Source organism: Kiritimatiella glycovorans, assembly GCF_001017655.1.
In the GTDB taxonomy this organism is placed as follows: domain Bacteria; phylum Verrucomicrobiota; class Kiritimatiellia; order Kiritimatiellales; family Kiritimatiellaceae; genus Kiritimatiella; species Kiritimatiella glycovorans.
This window is the reverse complement of sequence record NZ_CP010904.1, coordinates 1241120-1255425: the sequence shown is the minus strand read 5'-3', so window position 1 is coordinate 1255425 and position 14306 is coordinate 1241120. Positions and strand designations below refer to the sequence as shown.

The window sequence follows — 14306 nt, the reverse complement described above, 5'->3', positions numbered from 1 at the left end:
TTACGGGAACGAGGGCGACATCCTTTTGCGGTTCAGGGACGGAGACGGGTTGCCGACGATGGCCCTGAACGACGGGTGTTTGCGGAGCGCCTTGAAGCGCTCGTCCCTGCGGATCTTCTCGCGCGCGAGATCTCCTCCGGCCTGCACCGCACTGCGGAGCGGCTCCAGCACGGCGTTGAGCGGACGGCGGAGCTGCATGCGCAGCGAAGCGAGATCGAGCCAGACGGCCACGTTGCCCGGTTGTTTTTTCAGGTAGTCTGTCACGACTTCTTCGGCGAGATCGTAGCGCTTGATGCGGATCAGGGCTCCGGCCAGCTGGCCGGTCTGTTCCGGCGAGAGGCGGTCCTCTGAGAGCGCGAGGCGGGTCAGGCGGACCACCTCTCCCGTATGGCCGAGCGCCTGTTCGATACGTATGAGTTCGAGCAGGTCCAGCGATTTTCCCGCCTCGAGCCGTTTGCGGAGTTCGCGCCGCCGCGTTTCGAGCTGCTGCATCCGGTCCAGGTGTTCGAGAAACGAACGCGCCTTGTCGTTCAGCCGGTCCTGTTCCAGCAGCTCCGAAACCACCTGTTTGGCGTCCCCGTACCGATCCTGCGACTGGTAGAGATCGGCCAGGCGGAAGACCGCCTCCGGGCTGAGCGGGTAGAGGCGGATCGACTGGCGGAACACGCGTTCGGCCTCCTCGTCCATGCCCCGCGCGTGATACAGGCCGCCGATCGAACCACGCAGCTTCGAAAAACTCTTGCGGGCGACCACGTCGCGTTTGAATTTCGGGTCGGAGAGCAGGCGATCCTCGTACCAGTCCCAGAACACCATATCGTTGTGCACCATCTCCGGCGTCAGTTCCGTGGGCTCCTGGTTCAGTTTCATGATAATGCCGTTCGGGGTGAGGTAGGGATACATCCACGGGATGACGTAGCTCTCCTCGACATAGAAGGTCCGTTTCGGCGGGTGACCGGTTTCGGGGTCGATCCGCGGTTCGTGCGGCACGACGGCCGAACCCACGGGCCGGGTCTTCTCGTGCGTCTTCGCCTCCGTAACGTAAGGGTTATGCTCGAAGATATCCCGGGTCAGGATGCCGTTCACCTTCATCACGCCGCCCACGCCCTCGATGCTCACGCGGCCTCCCTGCACCTGCAGGTCGCCGCCGCTCTGCATTTTACCTTCCCGGACGGCGCGGATGTATTCCTGGAAGGCGAGGTTCGTGTCCTTCGGGGAGGGAATCCAGATCTGGTCGCCGTACAGGTCGCGCATCACCGCCATGTAGGTGTGGTCCGCCAGCGCGTTCTGGGTAATCAGGTAGACATCGGGGCGGACCTTCGCGCAGTAGATCATGTACGTCGGCACGAATCGTCCCGGATCGGTCCCGCCGAAGAAGATCGCGTTGGTGCCCATCGGTTCGGGATACCCCGGCGTGGGGTAGTCTTCCCAGACCCGGCGGAATTCTTCTTCGGGAAGCTCCGCGTTCAGGTCGTCGCGGATGCCCTTCCAGCCGCGCAGCGACCAGTTCCCGAACTGCCAGCCGAAATGGTGACCGTTCTGTTCGCAGCCGCCGACCACGCTGAACTGTTTTTCGCTGTAGTAGTTTTTCCAGATCAGGGAGAAGGGCAGGAGCAGCACGAGGGCGAGGCCGGTATAGCGGAACAGCGGCCGGTTATGGACCAGGGTCTGGAGAAAGGCCATCAGCAGGAGCAGCCCGTAGCCGAGCCAGATGGCGTAGATCGCGTGCGACTGGATGTACTGGACGCGGGCGATAAACAGGGTCTGGATGTCGAGCTTGGGATTCTGCAGGATGATGAACATGATCCCGACGGCGATGAACGCCACGGCGGAGGTGAGCAGCCAGAACGCCCCGGTACGGCCGAACCGGGAATAGACCTTCCACGTCCCGTCGTCGCGGCGGAAGACCGGCAGGGCGAGAAACGGGATCAGGGCGAGCAGGGCGACCGGTGCGAAAAACTGGCTGCGGAGGTCGTGGAGGTAGGCGCGGATCTGGAGCAGGAACTGTTTCGAGAACACGTCGCTCATCGTCACTTTTTCATACTGCCCGCGCGTGATGGCGTGCATGAACCCCTGCCAGGTGCGGGGATAGCCCCAGTTGATGGGCGGGTTCTGGTCGGAGGAGAGCGGCATGTAGAGATAGAACGAGAGCCCCAGAAAGGCCAGCAGGAAGGTGAAGCACACCGCCCGTCCGTTCGGCAGCACGAAGGCCGCGATGACCGGGATGATCAGCGAGTAGGCCGTCCAGAACCAGAAGCCCCATGATCCGGGGCCGCTGGTCCAGAGCATGCTCGCTTCCCCGTAGTTCGCGGCGATCATGTTCAGTGCGTACATCAGCACGAAGCAGAGCCCCGTCAGCAGGAAGTCGCGGAACAGGATCATCTGGCGCAGCATGCCCGCCAGTACGAACGCACCCAGCAGCCCGATCCAGATCAGCGGCTGCACATCGGCCTTGGATGCCCAGATCACTGCGGCGACGGCCGCCGCGGCGCAGATGCCGAGAATGAGGTCGCGGGGGGGGCGGAACCGAAGATCTTTACAGAAGACGGCGAACGCCAGCGCCACGCCCATGAAGATCAGGGTCTGGTGGTTGGTCAGTCCCAGCCCGAAGACGAACGCCATGACGAACAGGTACCGGTAGTCGGAGGGACGGCACATCCAGCGGTAGAGAAAGATCAGCACGAGACTCTGGAACAGGACATTGAGCGTGTAGACCTCGGCGATGACCGCCTGGGACCACATGCCCTGGCTGAAGGCGAGCAGCAGCCCGGCCGAGATTCCCGCGACCATACAGAAGACGCTGCAGGTGCGTTCGCCGAGCGCCCGGCTCTGCTTCTGCAGATGCTGCAGAATGTGGCGGCCGGAACAGCTCACGAGCATGGCGATCACGCCGCAGGCGAGCGCGCCCGCGAACGCGGAGAAGAAGTTCACCGCCCAGGCGGGGTTCGGGTGCCCGTGGAAGCGGACGAAATGAAAGACCCACTGAAAAAGCCAGGTCAGCAGCGACCAGCTCGGGTAGCCGGGCGGATGAGGGACTCCGAGGTAATCCGAAGCCGTGACCAGCTCGCCCGAATCCTCCAGGGTTACCGTCGGCGCCAGGGTGAGGGTGTAGACGGCGAGCGCCGCGACCAAGCCGACCGCCGCCGCAATCCAGTCCCCTCGTGTAAAAAAAGCCCCGCGCCGCGGGTCTGTACCGGTATTTTCCGTGACGTCCATCGCAGTTCCGCCTATACTGAAAAGCGTGATCCGAAAGAAGCGAACATCCGCACAATAAGCCGTTTTCGACTCGGATCGTCAAGCGCCGAACCGGAGGGAGAAAGACGATGAGCCGTATTCTGATCGTGCTGGCCGAAGGCTGCGAGGAAATGGAAGCCGTGATCGCCATGGATGTGCTGCGCCGGGCGGGGCTGGAGACGGTCGCGGCCGGACTCGAACCCGGCGTGGTCACCGCGTCGCGCGGAACCAAGCTCTGTCCGGACTGCGCGTGGAACGAAGCGGACCCCGGCGCGTTCGATATGCTGATTCTGCCCGGCGGGATGGGCGGCGCCGAACGCCTCTGCGGACACGAGGGCGTGCTGGAAACGCTGCGGGCCTTCGACCGCGATGGAACATGGATCGGAGCCATCTGCGCGGCGGCTCTCGTGCTCCATCGCGCGGGCATCCTGACCGGTAAACGGTTCACCTGCTATCCCGGCATCGAGGAGAAGATGAGCGGGGTGACGCGCTCCGCGGAGCCGGTGGTGGTCGACCGGCACCTGATTACGAGCCAGGGGCCCGGGACCGCGTTCGAATTCGCGCTCAGGATCATCGCCGAACTCCACAGCCCCCGGAAGGCGGATGAAGTGCGGCGTGAGTTATTGCTGGGAGGTGCGTTATGAACCCGGGACTTATCGGCGGAGTGGTCGGAACGCTTGTCGGCGTCGCGGGCGGGGCCGTCGGCACGTGGTGCAGCATCAAAAACACGAACGGGCCGCTGGAGCGCACCTTCATGATCCGCGCGTCCGTGATGATGTGGGTTTTCGCGCTCGTTTTTATCGCCCTGCTGTTCCTGATCCCGGCGCCGTACGGGTGGATGGCGACGCTTCCGTTTTCGCTGATGCTGCCTCTTCTGATCGTCTGGGGTAATCGCAAACAACAGCAGATCCGCAGCCTGGAATCGACCCTGCGAAAAGGCGCGGACGAGCCGGGGGAATGAACGCCGCGGCCCGATTCAGCCGAACCGGGGTTTCAACACGTCGTAGGTGCTCTCCAGCGCTTCGGGCACGACGCGCGTATCGCCCAGCACGGGCATGAAATTGGTGTCGCCCGTCCAGCGCGGAACAATGTGCTGATGGATATGACTTTCGAGTCCGGCGCCGCCGGCCGCGCCGAGATTGAATCCGACGTTGAACCCGTCCGGATACATCACGTCGCGAAGGATTCGGATGGCCCTCGCCGACAGGCTTGAAATCTCGGCATGCTCCGCGGCGTCCAGCTCCTCGTAGCCGGCCACGTGCCGGCGCGGGGCGACCAGGAGGTGCCCGCTGTTGTACGGGAAACGGTTGAGCATGATCATGGCGTGTTCCCCCCGGAAGAGTACGAGGTCTTCGCGGCTTTTTTCCGGCGGCGACTCGAGGACGCGGCAGATGAAGCATTCCTCTTCGCGGCTGCCGCGGATGTATTCGATGCGCCAGGGGGCCCAGAGGGGTCGCTGGTTCATAATAAGGTGCTCCGGTGATTTTCCGTGCGTGTCCTGTAAATGCCTTCTTTTGTTGCGGGCGTAAAAATACTAGAACGTTCAGACACAGACTTCAACGAAAGGACAGAGATGACGCCGCCAGCCGATGACGCCTCGGGAACCTCTGCCGTACTGTTCTGCGGCGACGATTACCTGGCCGACCGCGGAGCCCGGGATCTGGTGCATGAGCGCTGTCCTCCGGAGCAGCAGGCGCTCGGCCTCGAAACCGTGAGCGGCGATGTGAACGATTCATCGGAGGCCGTCTCCGCGATCAACGACGCGCTCGAGGCCCTGCACACGGGCGGGCTGCTGGGCGGCGCCAAAGTGGTCTGGATCCGCCGGGCACGGTTTATCGAAAAGAGCTTCCGCGCGTCCGAGGAGTTGAAGAAAAAGCTGTCCGCCCTCAGAGATGAGATCCGCCGGGGGCTGGACCCTCACATGCTCGTGATCAGCGCGGGCGCGGTCGACGGCCGTTCGGCCCTGGTAAAGGCCCTGCGCGAAGCGGAAGGCGTCCGCGATCTCGGACTGCCCGATAAGCCGTATAAGGCCCGGCCGGTCGTCGTAACCCGGGCCCGCGCGGCGGCGAAGAATCTGGGGCTGCGCCTCCCGGAACCGGTGGCGGAGCGGCTGGTCGACCAGGTGGGACTCGATTCGGGCGCCATCTCAAGCGAACTGCAGAAGCTGGACCTCTATCTCGGGGAGCGCCGCGAGGTCCGCACCGAGGATATCGGGGAAATCGTGACGCCCTCCCGCGAACTGCTCGCCTGGGATCTGGAGGACGCGCTCGGCGACCGGCGGCTGGATGCGGCCCTGGCGGTGCTCGACCGGCTGCGGCGGCAGGGGGTTCAGGCCGTGGCGCTGATGATGTCGATCGAGAACCGCCTCCGAATCCTGCGGCGCATGCGCGACTGCCTCGATCAGAAACTCGTGTCCCTGCGACAGTCGGGCCCCAAAATGTTCGTGAACTGGTCGGAGGGCCCGGAGACCGACCGGTTGCTGGGTGCTCTGGCGGAGGACCCGCGCAAAATCCACTGGTTTCGCGCGCAGCTTCTGTTTAAGCAGGCCCGCCATTACCGGACCGGGGAATTGAACGGGGCGATGGAAGACGCCCTGCAGACCCATGAACGACTCGTGATGAGTGGCCGCGCCGATCCCTATACCCTGATCGAACTCCTCCTCGTCCGGATCATGAGCCGCAGGAAAGGAGAAGGTGATGATGCCCGCTGAGGGGGAAACCATCGGAACCCGCATCGATACCGTGCGGCAGCGGATCGCCGAAGCCTGCGACCGGAGCGGACGGGATGTCGCCGGGGTGCGGCTGATGGCGGTGTCGAAAACGCGCACCCCGGAAGAGATCGCGGACGCAGCGGAATGCGGTCTGACGCTGTTCGGGGAAAATAAGGTCCAGGAGGCCGCCTCCAAGATCGTCCGCTGTCCCGGTACGCTCGAGTGGCACCTCGTCGGGCACCTCCAGCGCAACAAGGTCAGGCGCGCGCTGCCGCTGTTCACCTGTATTCAGTCGGTCGATTCCCGGAGGCTGATCGACGAACTGGACAAACACGCCACGGGCACGACCCCCGTTCTTCTGCAGATCAACATCGCGGGCGAGGCGGCCAAGCACGGGGCCGATCCGGCCGAAGCGCGCGAGCTGGTCGACGCCGTCAACGCCACCGCCCGGCTGGAGGTCCACGGACTGATGACCATCCCGCCCTTCGCTCCCGAACCGGAAAAATCGCGCCCGTGGTTCGCGCAGCTTCGGGAGCTGCGGGATCGGCTCACCGCGGAGACCGGCACCCCGCTGCCGGAACTCTCGATGGGCATGTCGAACGATTACGCGGTGGCGATCGAGGAAGGCGCCACGCTGGTGCGCGTGGGCACGGCTATCTTCGGGAAAAGGAAGTAGGGTTAGGGTCAGAGTCAGAGTCAGAATTAGAGTGAGAGTCAGAATCAGAGTCAGAGTGTGAGTCAGAGTCAGAGTTAGACGGGAGAGGTCGGGGTGGAGCTGTCATGAAACTGCAGGATTCGAATATCGCCTTCATCGGGGCGGGCAACATGACCGAGGCGATCGTCCGCGGACTGCTTGACGCCGGGGAAGTGGAAGCCGGGCGGATCTGCGTCAGCGACGTGGATCCCGGTCGCCGTGCATTGTTTTCGGAATCGATCGGGGTTGAGGCGTTGGAGGACAACCGGGCCGCGGCGGAGTCGGCGGACGCCGTACTGCTGGCGGTAAAGCCGCAGATCCTCGGGTCCGTGCTCGAGGAGCTGTCGGGATCTCCGGTCGAGGACAAGCTGGTCATTTCGATCGCGGCGGGGGTGCGCACGCGGACTATTGAAGAGGGCCTGCGCGCCCGCACGCGGGTGGTGCGGGTGATGCCCAACACGCCGGCGCTGATCGGGCGCGGCGCGGCGGCGTATGCGGCGGGACGCGCCGCCACGGAGGCGGACACCGCCTTCGCCGCCGCCGTGATGCAGTCGGTCGGCGTCGCCGTGCCGATGGGGGAAGAGGCGCTGGACGCCGTGACCGCGCTCAGCGGAAGCGGGCCGGCGTATGTGTTTTACCTGCTCGAGGCCATGCTCGACGCGGCGAAGACCATGGGGCTGCCGGACCCGGAATCGAGAAAACTCGCGCTGGCCACGGTCAAAGGCGCCGCCGATCTCATGGGCGAATCCGGCGAGGACGCTGCCGTTCTGCGGGCGCGGGTTACGTCGCCCGGCGGGACCACGGAGGCCGCGCTCGGCGAACTCGAGCGGGCGGGGGTGAAGGACGCCGTGATCAGGGCGATGCACGCGGCAGAGCAGCGTTCAAAGGAGCTGGCCGGTGACGGATAAGAAAAAGGCTTCGAAAAAGACGAAGCGGGAAGGGCCGGGACGCGGATCGGGGGTCGCCGGGGCACTGTTTTTTTTCGCGGCGGTCCTGCTGATCCTGTACATCACCGCACATCTCATGGTGCGCACGGACGGGTTTCGCACGATCGTGACCCGGCGCCTGGCGAAGCGATGTGGAATGCCGGTGCATCTCGACCGCACCCTGCTCACGGCGGATCTTAAACTTAAGATTACGGGGGTTTCAATGACCGCGGAGGGGCAGGGGGCCCAGCCCGCGATCCGGATCAGCGAAGCCACGGTCCGCCCGCGCTGGCTTAACGCATTTCGCAAACGGGACCCGTGGATGCGGACGCTCCGGCTTGACGGAGTCGAGGCTCAGTTCGTGCGGCGTGAGAACGGAACCTGGGCTCCGGACGGGCTGCGGCGCGCCGCGGAGGCGCTGGCCCCCGTATTCGGTCTCCCGGAAACGACCAAACCCGGAACAGAAGGAGCGTTGTTTGATTTCGCTCTGCTGCGCGACGCCCGGGTTGTGATGGAGCGCGGACGGCTGATCTGGAACAATCGCAACAGCGCGGCGGTGGCCTTTGCCGAAGGCGTGCGAGCCGAATGGGTTCCGCTGCAGCTTCCCGGAAGGATGCTCTACGGGCTGCAGCTCGAATCCGGCCGCGTTCAGCTGGCCGGAGGCGGAGTCGTGCGGGGACTGGAGACGGAAATGCTGTGGATGCCCGGGCGCTATGAAGTCCTGCGTTTCGCCGCCCGGAACCGGGAGGGGAACATGGTGGCGATGCGTCCTCCCGAACCTGAACCGCCGCTGAGCGACCGGGTCCGAATCAATCTGCGGGCGCTGGCCCGTGACGGCGAGTGAGCGCCGCATGGGCGTTGCGGTTCGACGGTGACGGGCGACAGACGGCGCGCCGCCGGAGAGAACCCGCTCCTTACTGCCGGCAGGCAGTTCAGGAGTAGAAAAGGCAGGGACCGATTACGCGTACCAGTACGATCTTCCCCCGGGTGTCCCAATGTGGAAATCAGGAAAATTGGTGGAGGCAAGGGGAATCGAACCCCTGACCTTCTGAATGCCATTCAGACGCTCTCCCAACTGAGCTATGCCCCCATGATCCACCGGTCCTCGGCAGCATTAAGGAAAGTCGGTTGCGCGCGTTCAGCTGCGCGCTGTCCGCATCGCACGGCTGCGGGCGCGGGCGGCCTTGCGCCGACGCTTGTCGCTGGGCTTTTCGAAATGACGATGAGCCCGCATGGACTTCATGACGCCTTCCTTGTCCAGCTTCTTCTTCAGGCGGCGAATCGCCTTTTCGACGGACTCGCCGCGGCGCACTTTCACTTCTACGGTCGTCGATGCCACGTATACCACTCTCCGTTCTCGTTGCCTGCAGGGTTCTCGTAAAGCGGACCCTTTTACGTGATTACGGGGGTAATGTCAACCGGCCGCAGCGCACATTTTATCGGCACGCTTGAATTCCGGGAACGGCCGGAATCTCGGTGGCTGAACCCGAAATCCGACCGCGCTACATCGTGCCCGCTCTCAGCGAAGCCGGGACCCAGCCGTTCTCATTATGGCCGCATTCCGACCGCGGACGGCGTGGCAGCCGTCCCTCCCGAGTCGATATCCGACGCATTTTCGGGCACTGGGAGGGTCGGGTGCCACCTCGACCGAAAAGGGTGAAGCCATAATGAGAATCGCTGGCCGGGACCACTTCATGATTGACCTCGCCACTAAAATATTGTATCCAAAGCCTTTATTGCGAACGGCAAAAGGAGATGAGCGGTGGCGGTCTGGGGTGTTATCATCGGTTGCGGAAAAAGTGAAGAGATCGGGCAGGGCATGGAAACGGCTTTTCTCAGCCTGGGGCCCCGTCCGGTGATCGGCCATTCTCTGGCGGCGTTCGAGCGCTGCCCCGATATCGACCGCATCATGCTGGTGGTCGACAAGGAACGCATCGAGAGGGCGGCGAATCTGGTCCGCATGATGGGATGCACCAAGGTCACCAACATTCTCGCCGGCCGGCGTCAGCGAAGAGCCAATCTGGAGCGCGTGCTCGAGCAGGCCGGGGACGAAAAAGGTGTGTACCTCCTGCACGAGGCTTCGCGGCCCATGGTCGATCAGGATGTACTCGGCCAGACGGTGAAGGCCGCCAAACGATACGGGGCCGCGGTCGCGGCGAATCTGATCACGGAACCCCTCAAGTTCACCGCCCAGGGCAAAAAAGTTAAGGCAACGGCCGAAAAGAATACGGTCTGGATCGCGCAGACGCCTCAGGCGTTCAAGCACACGGTGCTGTCCAAGGCGCTGGCGCACGCGGCCAGGAAAAAGATCAGCTGGACGGAAGACGAATCCGCCATTGTGGAATCGAGCAACCAGCCCGTCCACCTCGTCGAGTCACCCGCCTCAAACTTCAAAATCCGCTCTTCGGAAGACCTGCACCTTATGGCCCGCCACTGACGGTTCCCGGAATCTGAGCAGGCTTGACTTCACTCGCCGCATTTGACTCAATGCGCGCTTTTGCGCGGCCAACGTAGCTCAGCTGGTAGAGCAGCTCACTCGTAATGAGCAGGTCGTCGGTTCGAGTCCGACCGTTGGCTCCACTTCACCCGCCGACGCTTCCGGCCTCATCGTCCCGCCGAGAGCCGGATCGCGTTCTTGTGGGGCAGGCCGGCGGCAAGGATACTCTTTTTGGCCTTATTGATGTCGTATTCGATCCGCCGGAGTTCGATGGAGTTATCGAGCAGGTCCAGGATCCCGTAGGATGCGCGCGGATCGCCGTCGCGCGGCTGGCCTACGCTTCCCACGTTGATCAGGTAGCGGTATCCGCTCCGCAGCCGGACTTTGCTCAATCCCCCGACCTCGATCCGGTCGCTGCTGCGGAACTGCAGCGGGACGTGCGTGTGACCGTACAGGCAGAGCGCGGATTTCTGTTGTTCAAAGCATTCCGCGGCCATGCCCGTGTCCACGATGTACGGCCAGGAGCCGGGGTGGGTGAGGGATGCGTGGACGATGGAAAATCCTTCCACGTCGAGACTCAGCGGCAGATTCCCCAGATATTCGCGTTCCTCATCGGAGAGCTGTTCGCGGGTCCAGCGCACCGTTTCGGCCGCGGCGGGAGTGAAATGCTCCATACTGTCGTTCGACGCCGTGTAGCAGTCGTGATTGCCCTGCACGACCGGACAGTTCAGCTCGCGGACGATGTCCAGGCATTCCTTGGGTTCGGCCGCATAGCCGACGATGTCCCCGAGGAATACATAGTTCGTAATGCCCTCCCTGCGCACGTCCTCCAGCACCGCCCGGAAGGCGGGCAGGTTGGCATGGACGTCACCGAGAATCGCGTATCTCATCAGAACCGCACGTTGAATGCTTTATATTCGCCGGCCGGCTCGGACCAGACGGCTTGCTCGTCCCGGATGTGTCTGCCGGGAGGAGACGAGTGGATCCGCTGCCGAAACGTCTTCAACTGATCCTCCGGTCCTTCCGCCTCGACCAGCACCGATCCGTCCGGCTCGTTGCGGACATACCCCGTGAGGCCCAGCTCGCGGGCTATATTCACGGCGGCAAAACGGAATCCCACGCCCTGTACCCTGCCTTCGTAGCGAAGCTGCACGTGTTTCCCGTTCATGACCGACTGACTTCCTTCAGAGAGTGCACACATTCATTCCGCGGGAGCGAGCCCGTAGCGGATCAGTTCCTCCGGCTGCTTCCGTTCTTTAGGACGACCCGTATCATCGGGCATGCCCAGGGGAAGAAAGGCCAGCGGTTCCCACGGGTCGTCGCGCAGCCCGAGCGCCCGGCGGGCTTCCGCCGGATCGAACGCGCCGACCCAGCAGGTCCCGTAACCCAGATCCGCCGCGGCCAGCGTCATGTGATCCACCGCGATCGCGCAGTCGACGTCCACGTAATTGCGGCCGTCGGAACGTTTCCAGGCCGACTCCGTATCGCCGACCACGACGATGATCACGGGGGCGGTCCGGAACCATTCCCGGGGATAGGCGGCGGCCAGCCGGTTGCGCTCCTTTTCCGCTTCCACAACGATAAAACGGTACGGCTGGTAATTGACCGCGGAGGGTGCCAGACGCCCCGCTTCCAGGACCTGCTCGAGCACGGAGCGGGGCACGGGATCGGGCTTGAATCCGCGTACACTGATCCTCTTTCGGGCCAGATCGATAAAACTCACGCGTCACTCCGTTTCGTCTTTTTGCCTCGCCGTGTACTTGAGCGCATATTAAATAATCAGACGGGAAAGATAAAGGCTATTCCGGGTGCGGGGCCTATGGTGAAACCACGAAAAAGCGTTGAGTCCCGGAAAGGGCGTCGTCGCGAAGACCTTCTGCGCCGTTTTGCGGACTATCTTGAAGGGGAGTGCGACGCGTCCGCACTCACCATCGAAAATTACCTGAGCGACCTCCGCCAGTTCGCCCTGATCACCTGGGGCGATGATCCTGAAACCTGGGCGTGGGCGGGGGCGGACCGTTATAACGCCCGCGGTTTTCTGGTCACCATTCAGAAGCTCGGAGGCACCTCCGCGACCATCCGCCGCAAGCTGTCGGCGCTGCGCTCGTTTTACCGGTTCCTGCTGCGGGAACGCGAGGTTGCCGAAAATCCTTTCGCCGATGTCCAGCTGCCGCGCCGCGAGCGACCGCTGCCGAAAGTCCTCTCCGAATCGGAGGTCGCCCAACTGATCGAGGCCCCCCGCCTGTGGCTGGAGGATCCCCGGACCGAGAAGCGCGGCCCGCCGCGGCGGCGCGAGGCGATCGCCGCGCGGGATACGGCGATGATCGAAGTGCTTTACAGCACGGGCATGCGGCTGAGTGAGCTGACCGGCCTCCGCGAAACCATGGTGGACCTGATCGGGGGAGTGGTCCGCGTGCTGGGGAAGGGGCGCAAGCAGCGTCTCTGCCCGCTCGGAACCCCCGCGGTCCGCGCGCTTCGCGAGGCCCTTCGCCTGCGCCCCGAACTCGCCGCGCAGGGAAAAGGGAACAGGGCAGCGAACGCCGTTTTCCTGAATGTGCGCGGGGGCAGGCTGAGCGGCCGCTCGGTCGAACGCATCATCAGCAAATATGCGCAGTACGCCGGGCTGCCGGAATCGATGAGCCCCCACGTGCTGCGGCACAGCTTCGCCACCCACCTTCTCGACCGCGGCGCCGACCTGCGCAGCGTTCAGGAACTGCTGGGCCACTCTTCGCTCTCCACGACCCAGATCTATACCCACGTCTCCGTGGAGCGACTGAAAAAAGTCTACGCCTCCGCACATCCGCGGGCGTGAGAGCTACAAGGGCCACACATGGGCGCAGAAGAGTGAGGGGGGCAGGGAATCGGCCACAAAGGGGCGCGGGAGACGCAGAAGAAAGAGGGGGGAGGACGCGAGTTCGATCTGTTCGTTGGTTTCGCAATCCCACGCCATCGTTGCGCGGCGCGGCGTTTCATGTTTGAATCCCGGTTCCCATGGTCTGGATCCTGTACCAAATAATACTTCCCGCAGCACTGCTGCTGAGCGCGCCGTACTACCTGCTGCGCATGGTCCGCCGCGGCGGTTACCGGCGCGGGTTTGCGGAGCGGTTCGCGTTTTATCCGGCTCGCGCCAGGTCGCTGACGGCAAAAGCGCGGCGGCCGGTATGGGTTCACGCCGTGAGTGTGGGTGAAGTCAAGGTGGCCGCCGCCTTTATGGCGGAACTCCGGAGACGCGACCCGGAGGTGTGGTTTGTGCTGACCACCAACACCTCGACCGGACGGCGGCTCGCGGAGCGGGACCCCGACCGCGCCGAACTCATCGTGTACATGCCGCTGGATCTCTATCCGGTCATGAGCCGCGCGATGAACCTCTTCCGGCCGGAACGACTGGTGCTGGTCGAGATCGAGCTGTGGCCGAATATGATCAGGCTGGCCCGGCGACGCGGCATCCCGGTGTCGCTGATCAACGGCCGCATGTCCGACCGTTCCTGCCGCGGGTATGCACGCCTGCGCTTCCTGACCCGAAGGCTGCTTCCGGAGCTTTCCGCGGTGTGCGTGCAGGGCGACCGCGACGCCAAACGGTTTATCGATCTGGGGGCGCCGCGCGAGCGCGTGCACGTACTGGGATCGGCCAAATACGACGGCGCCCTTACGGCGGCGGAGGAGGGGGGGGAGGCGAAGCAACTTATCGCCGCGGCCGGGGCGGACCGGGACGCGCCCGTACTCGTCGGAGGCTCCACGTGGCCGGGGGAGGAGGAGACGCTCTGGAGTATCGCGCAACGCCTGCGGGAGGGGCATCCCGGGCTGTTTGTCGTCCTCGTCCCCCGTCATGCCGAGCGATCGACGGAGATCGCGGAGCGGCTGCGACGCCTGGGTGCGCGTGTAGCGCGCCGAAGCCGCCTCGAAGACGGCGACGGCGAAGCCGACATGCTGCTGGTCGACACGACCGGCGAACTGATTGATTTCTACGCCGCGGCGGACGTCGTATTTGTAGGCAAAAGCCTTGATCCCAACCGCGGCGGCCAGAACCCCATTGAACCCGCGGCCCTCGGCAAACCGGTCGTGGTCGGGCCTCATATGGAGAATTTTCCCGCCGTGATGAAAGACCTGCGGGAAGCGCGGGCCGTGATCGAGGTGGAAGCCGGGGCGGCGCTGGGAGCGACGCTGGAACGGCTTCTGAACGATCCCGGGGAACGAAACGAGCTGGGCCGACGCGCCTCGGAACTTGTGGCCGCGAAACGCGGGGTGCTCGCGAGGACGGCGGACGTCGTCATGCAGGCGGAGTGAACCGCCGGGCCCCGCCGTTCCGGA

15 protein-coding genes and 2 tRNA genes are annotated in these 14306 nt (G+C 64.1%); 10 read left to right on the top strand and 7 right to left on the bottom strand.

Annotated elements, in window-relative coordinates:
- Positions 1–3213 carry a glycosyltransferase family 117 protein gene (locus L21SP4_RS05210; protein ID WP_052881667.1) on the bottom strand — a complete coding sequence of 1071 codons (3213 nt, stop codon included), beginning with the start codon at positions 3211–3213 and terminating at the stop codon, positions 1–3.
- A gap of 107 nt (positions 3214–3320) precedes the next feature.
- On the opposite strand from L21SP4_RS05210, the gene L21SP4_RS05205 reads away from it, so the two are divergent.
- Complete coding sequence (locus L21SP4_RS05205) at positions 3321–3875, top strand: DJ-1 family glyoxalase III (protein WP_052881666.1); 555 nt, start codon at positions 3321–3323, stop codon at positions 3873–3875.
- On the top strand, positions 3872–4192 hold the full coding sequence (locus L21SP4_RS05200; protein ID WP_052881665.1) for a hypothetical protein: 321 nt from the start codon (positions 3872–3874) through the stop codon (positions 4190–4192). Before L21SP4_RS05205 ends, L21SP4_RS05200 begins: the two co-directional genes overlap by 4 nt.
- A 15-nt stretch (positions 4193–4207) precedes the next feature.
- On the opposite strand, the gene L21SP4_RS05195 is transcribed toward L21SP4_RS05200, so the two are convergent.
- Positions 4208–4696: an HIT family protein gene (locus L21SP4_RS05195; RefSeq protein ID WP_052881664.1), complete on the bottom strand. Its 489-nt coding sequence runs from the start codon at positions 4694–4696 to the stop codon at positions 4208–4210.
- A 108-nt stretch (positions 4697–4804) separates the two neighbouring features.
- On the opposite strand from L21SP4_RS05195, the gene holA reads away from it, so the two are divergent.
- The 4 genes from holA (at position 4805) to L21SP4_RS05175 (ending at position 8405) form a co-directional block, all read left to right on the top strand.
- The gene (holA, locus tag L21SP4_RS05190; protein WP_052881663.1) at positions 4805–5941 is read left to right on the top strand and encodes a DNA polymerase III subunit delta; all 1137 of its coding nucleotides are present in this window, start codon (positions 4805–4807) and stop codon (positions 5939–5941) included.
- On the top strand, positions 5928–6617 hold the full coding sequence (locus L21SP4_RS05185) for a YggS family pyridoxal phosphate-dependent enzyme (protein ID WP_074041389.1): 690 nt from the start codon (positions 5928–5930) through the stop codon (positions 6615–6617). The genes holA and L21SP4_RS05185 overlap by 14 nt, the downstream gene beginning before the upstream one ends.
- Before the next feature lie 104 nt (positions 6618–6721).
- Positions 6722–7543 (top strand): pyrroline-5-carboxylate reductase, encoded by an 822-nt coding sequence (gene proC, locus L21SP4_RS05180; protein ID WP_052881662.1) that lies wholly within the window; start codon positions 6722–6724, stop codon positions 7541–7543.
- Complete coding sequence (locus L21SP4_RS05175) at positions 7533–8405, top strand: AsmA family protein (protein ID WP_052881661.1); 873 nt, start codon at positions 7533–7535, stop codon at positions 8403–8405. The genes proC and L21SP4_RS05175 overlap by 11 nt, the downstream gene beginning before the upstream one ends.
- A 170-nt stretch (positions 8406–8575) precedes the next feature.
- Here the strand turns inward: L21SP4_RS05175 and L21SP4_RS05170 are convergent.
- Both L21SP4_RS05170 and rpsU read right to left on the bottom strand, forming a co-directional pair.
- Positions 8576–8651, bottom strand: a tRNA-Ala gene (locus L21SP4_RS05170).
- Between the two features lie 48 nt (positions 8652–8699).
- Positions 8700–8900, bottom strand: coding sequence for a 30S ribosomal protein S21 (rpsU, locus tag L21SP4_RS05165; RefSeq protein ID WP_052881660.1), 201 nt, complete (start codon positions 8898–8900; stop codon positions 8700–8702).
- 423 nt (positions 8901–9323) lie between these two features.
- Here rpsU and L21SP4_RS05160 point away from each other — a divergent pair, with 423 nt between their 5' ends.
- Together L21SP4_RS05160 and L21SP4_RS05155 are read left to right on the top strand one after the other, a co-directional pair.
- Positions 9324–9998 (top strand): IspD/TarI family cytidylyltransferase, encoded by a 675-nt coding sequence (locus L21SP4_RS05160; protein WP_052881659.1) that lies wholly within the window; start codon positions 9324–9326, stop codon positions 9996–9998.
- A 67-nt stretch (positions 9999–10065) separates the two neighbouring features.
- Positions 10066–10141: transfer RNA gene (locus L21SP4_RS05155), tRNA-Thr, on the top strand.
- Between the two features lie 24 nt (positions 10142–10165).
- On the opposite strand, the gene L21SP4_RS05150 is transcribed toward L21SP4_RS05155, so the two are convergent.
- The 3 genes from L21SP4_RS05150 to L21SP4_RS05140 are packed head-to-tail and all read right to left on the bottom strand — an operon-like array spanning position 10166 to position 11721.
- Positions 10166–10888: a metallophosphoesterase family protein gene (locus tag L21SP4_RS05150; protein WP_052881658.1), complete on the bottom strand. Its 723-nt coding sequence runs from the start codon at positions 10886–10888 to the stop codon at positions 10166–10168.
- A complete protein-coding gene (locus tag L21SP4_RS05145) occupies positions 10888–11166 on the bottom strand; it encodes an acylphosphatase (RefSeq protein ID WP_052881657.1) in 279 nt (92 codons plus the stop codon). The genes L21SP4_RS05150 and L21SP4_RS05145 overlap by 1 nt, the downstream gene beginning before the upstream one ends.
- A 33-nt stretch (positions 11167–11199) precedes the next feature.
- Positions 11200–11721: a nitroreductase family protein gene (locus L21SP4_RS05140; protein WP_052881656.1), complete on the bottom strand. Its 522-nt coding sequence runs from the start codon at positions 11719–11721 to the stop codon at positions 11200–11202.
- Positions 11722–11817: 96 nt separating this feature from the next.
- Here L21SP4_RS05140 and L21SP4_RS05135 point away from each other — a divergent pair, with 96 nt between their 5' ends.
- Both L21SP4_RS05135 and L21SP4_RS05130 read left to right on the top strand, forming a co-directional pair.
- Positions 11818–12810: a tyrosine recombinase XerC gene (locus L21SP4_RS05135; protein ID WP_052881655.1), complete on the top strand. Its 993-nt coding sequence runs from the start codon at positions 11818–11820 to the stop codon at positions 12808–12810.
- A 179-nt stretch (positions 12811–12989) separates the two neighbouring features.
- Positions 12990–14282: a 3-deoxy-D-manno-octulosonic acid transferase gene (locus L21SP4_RS05130; RefSeq protein ID WP_052881654.1), complete on the top strand. Its 1293-nt coding sequence runs from the start codon at positions 12990–12992 to the stop codon at positions 14280–14282.
- Positions 14283–14306 lie beyond the last annotated feature (24 nt).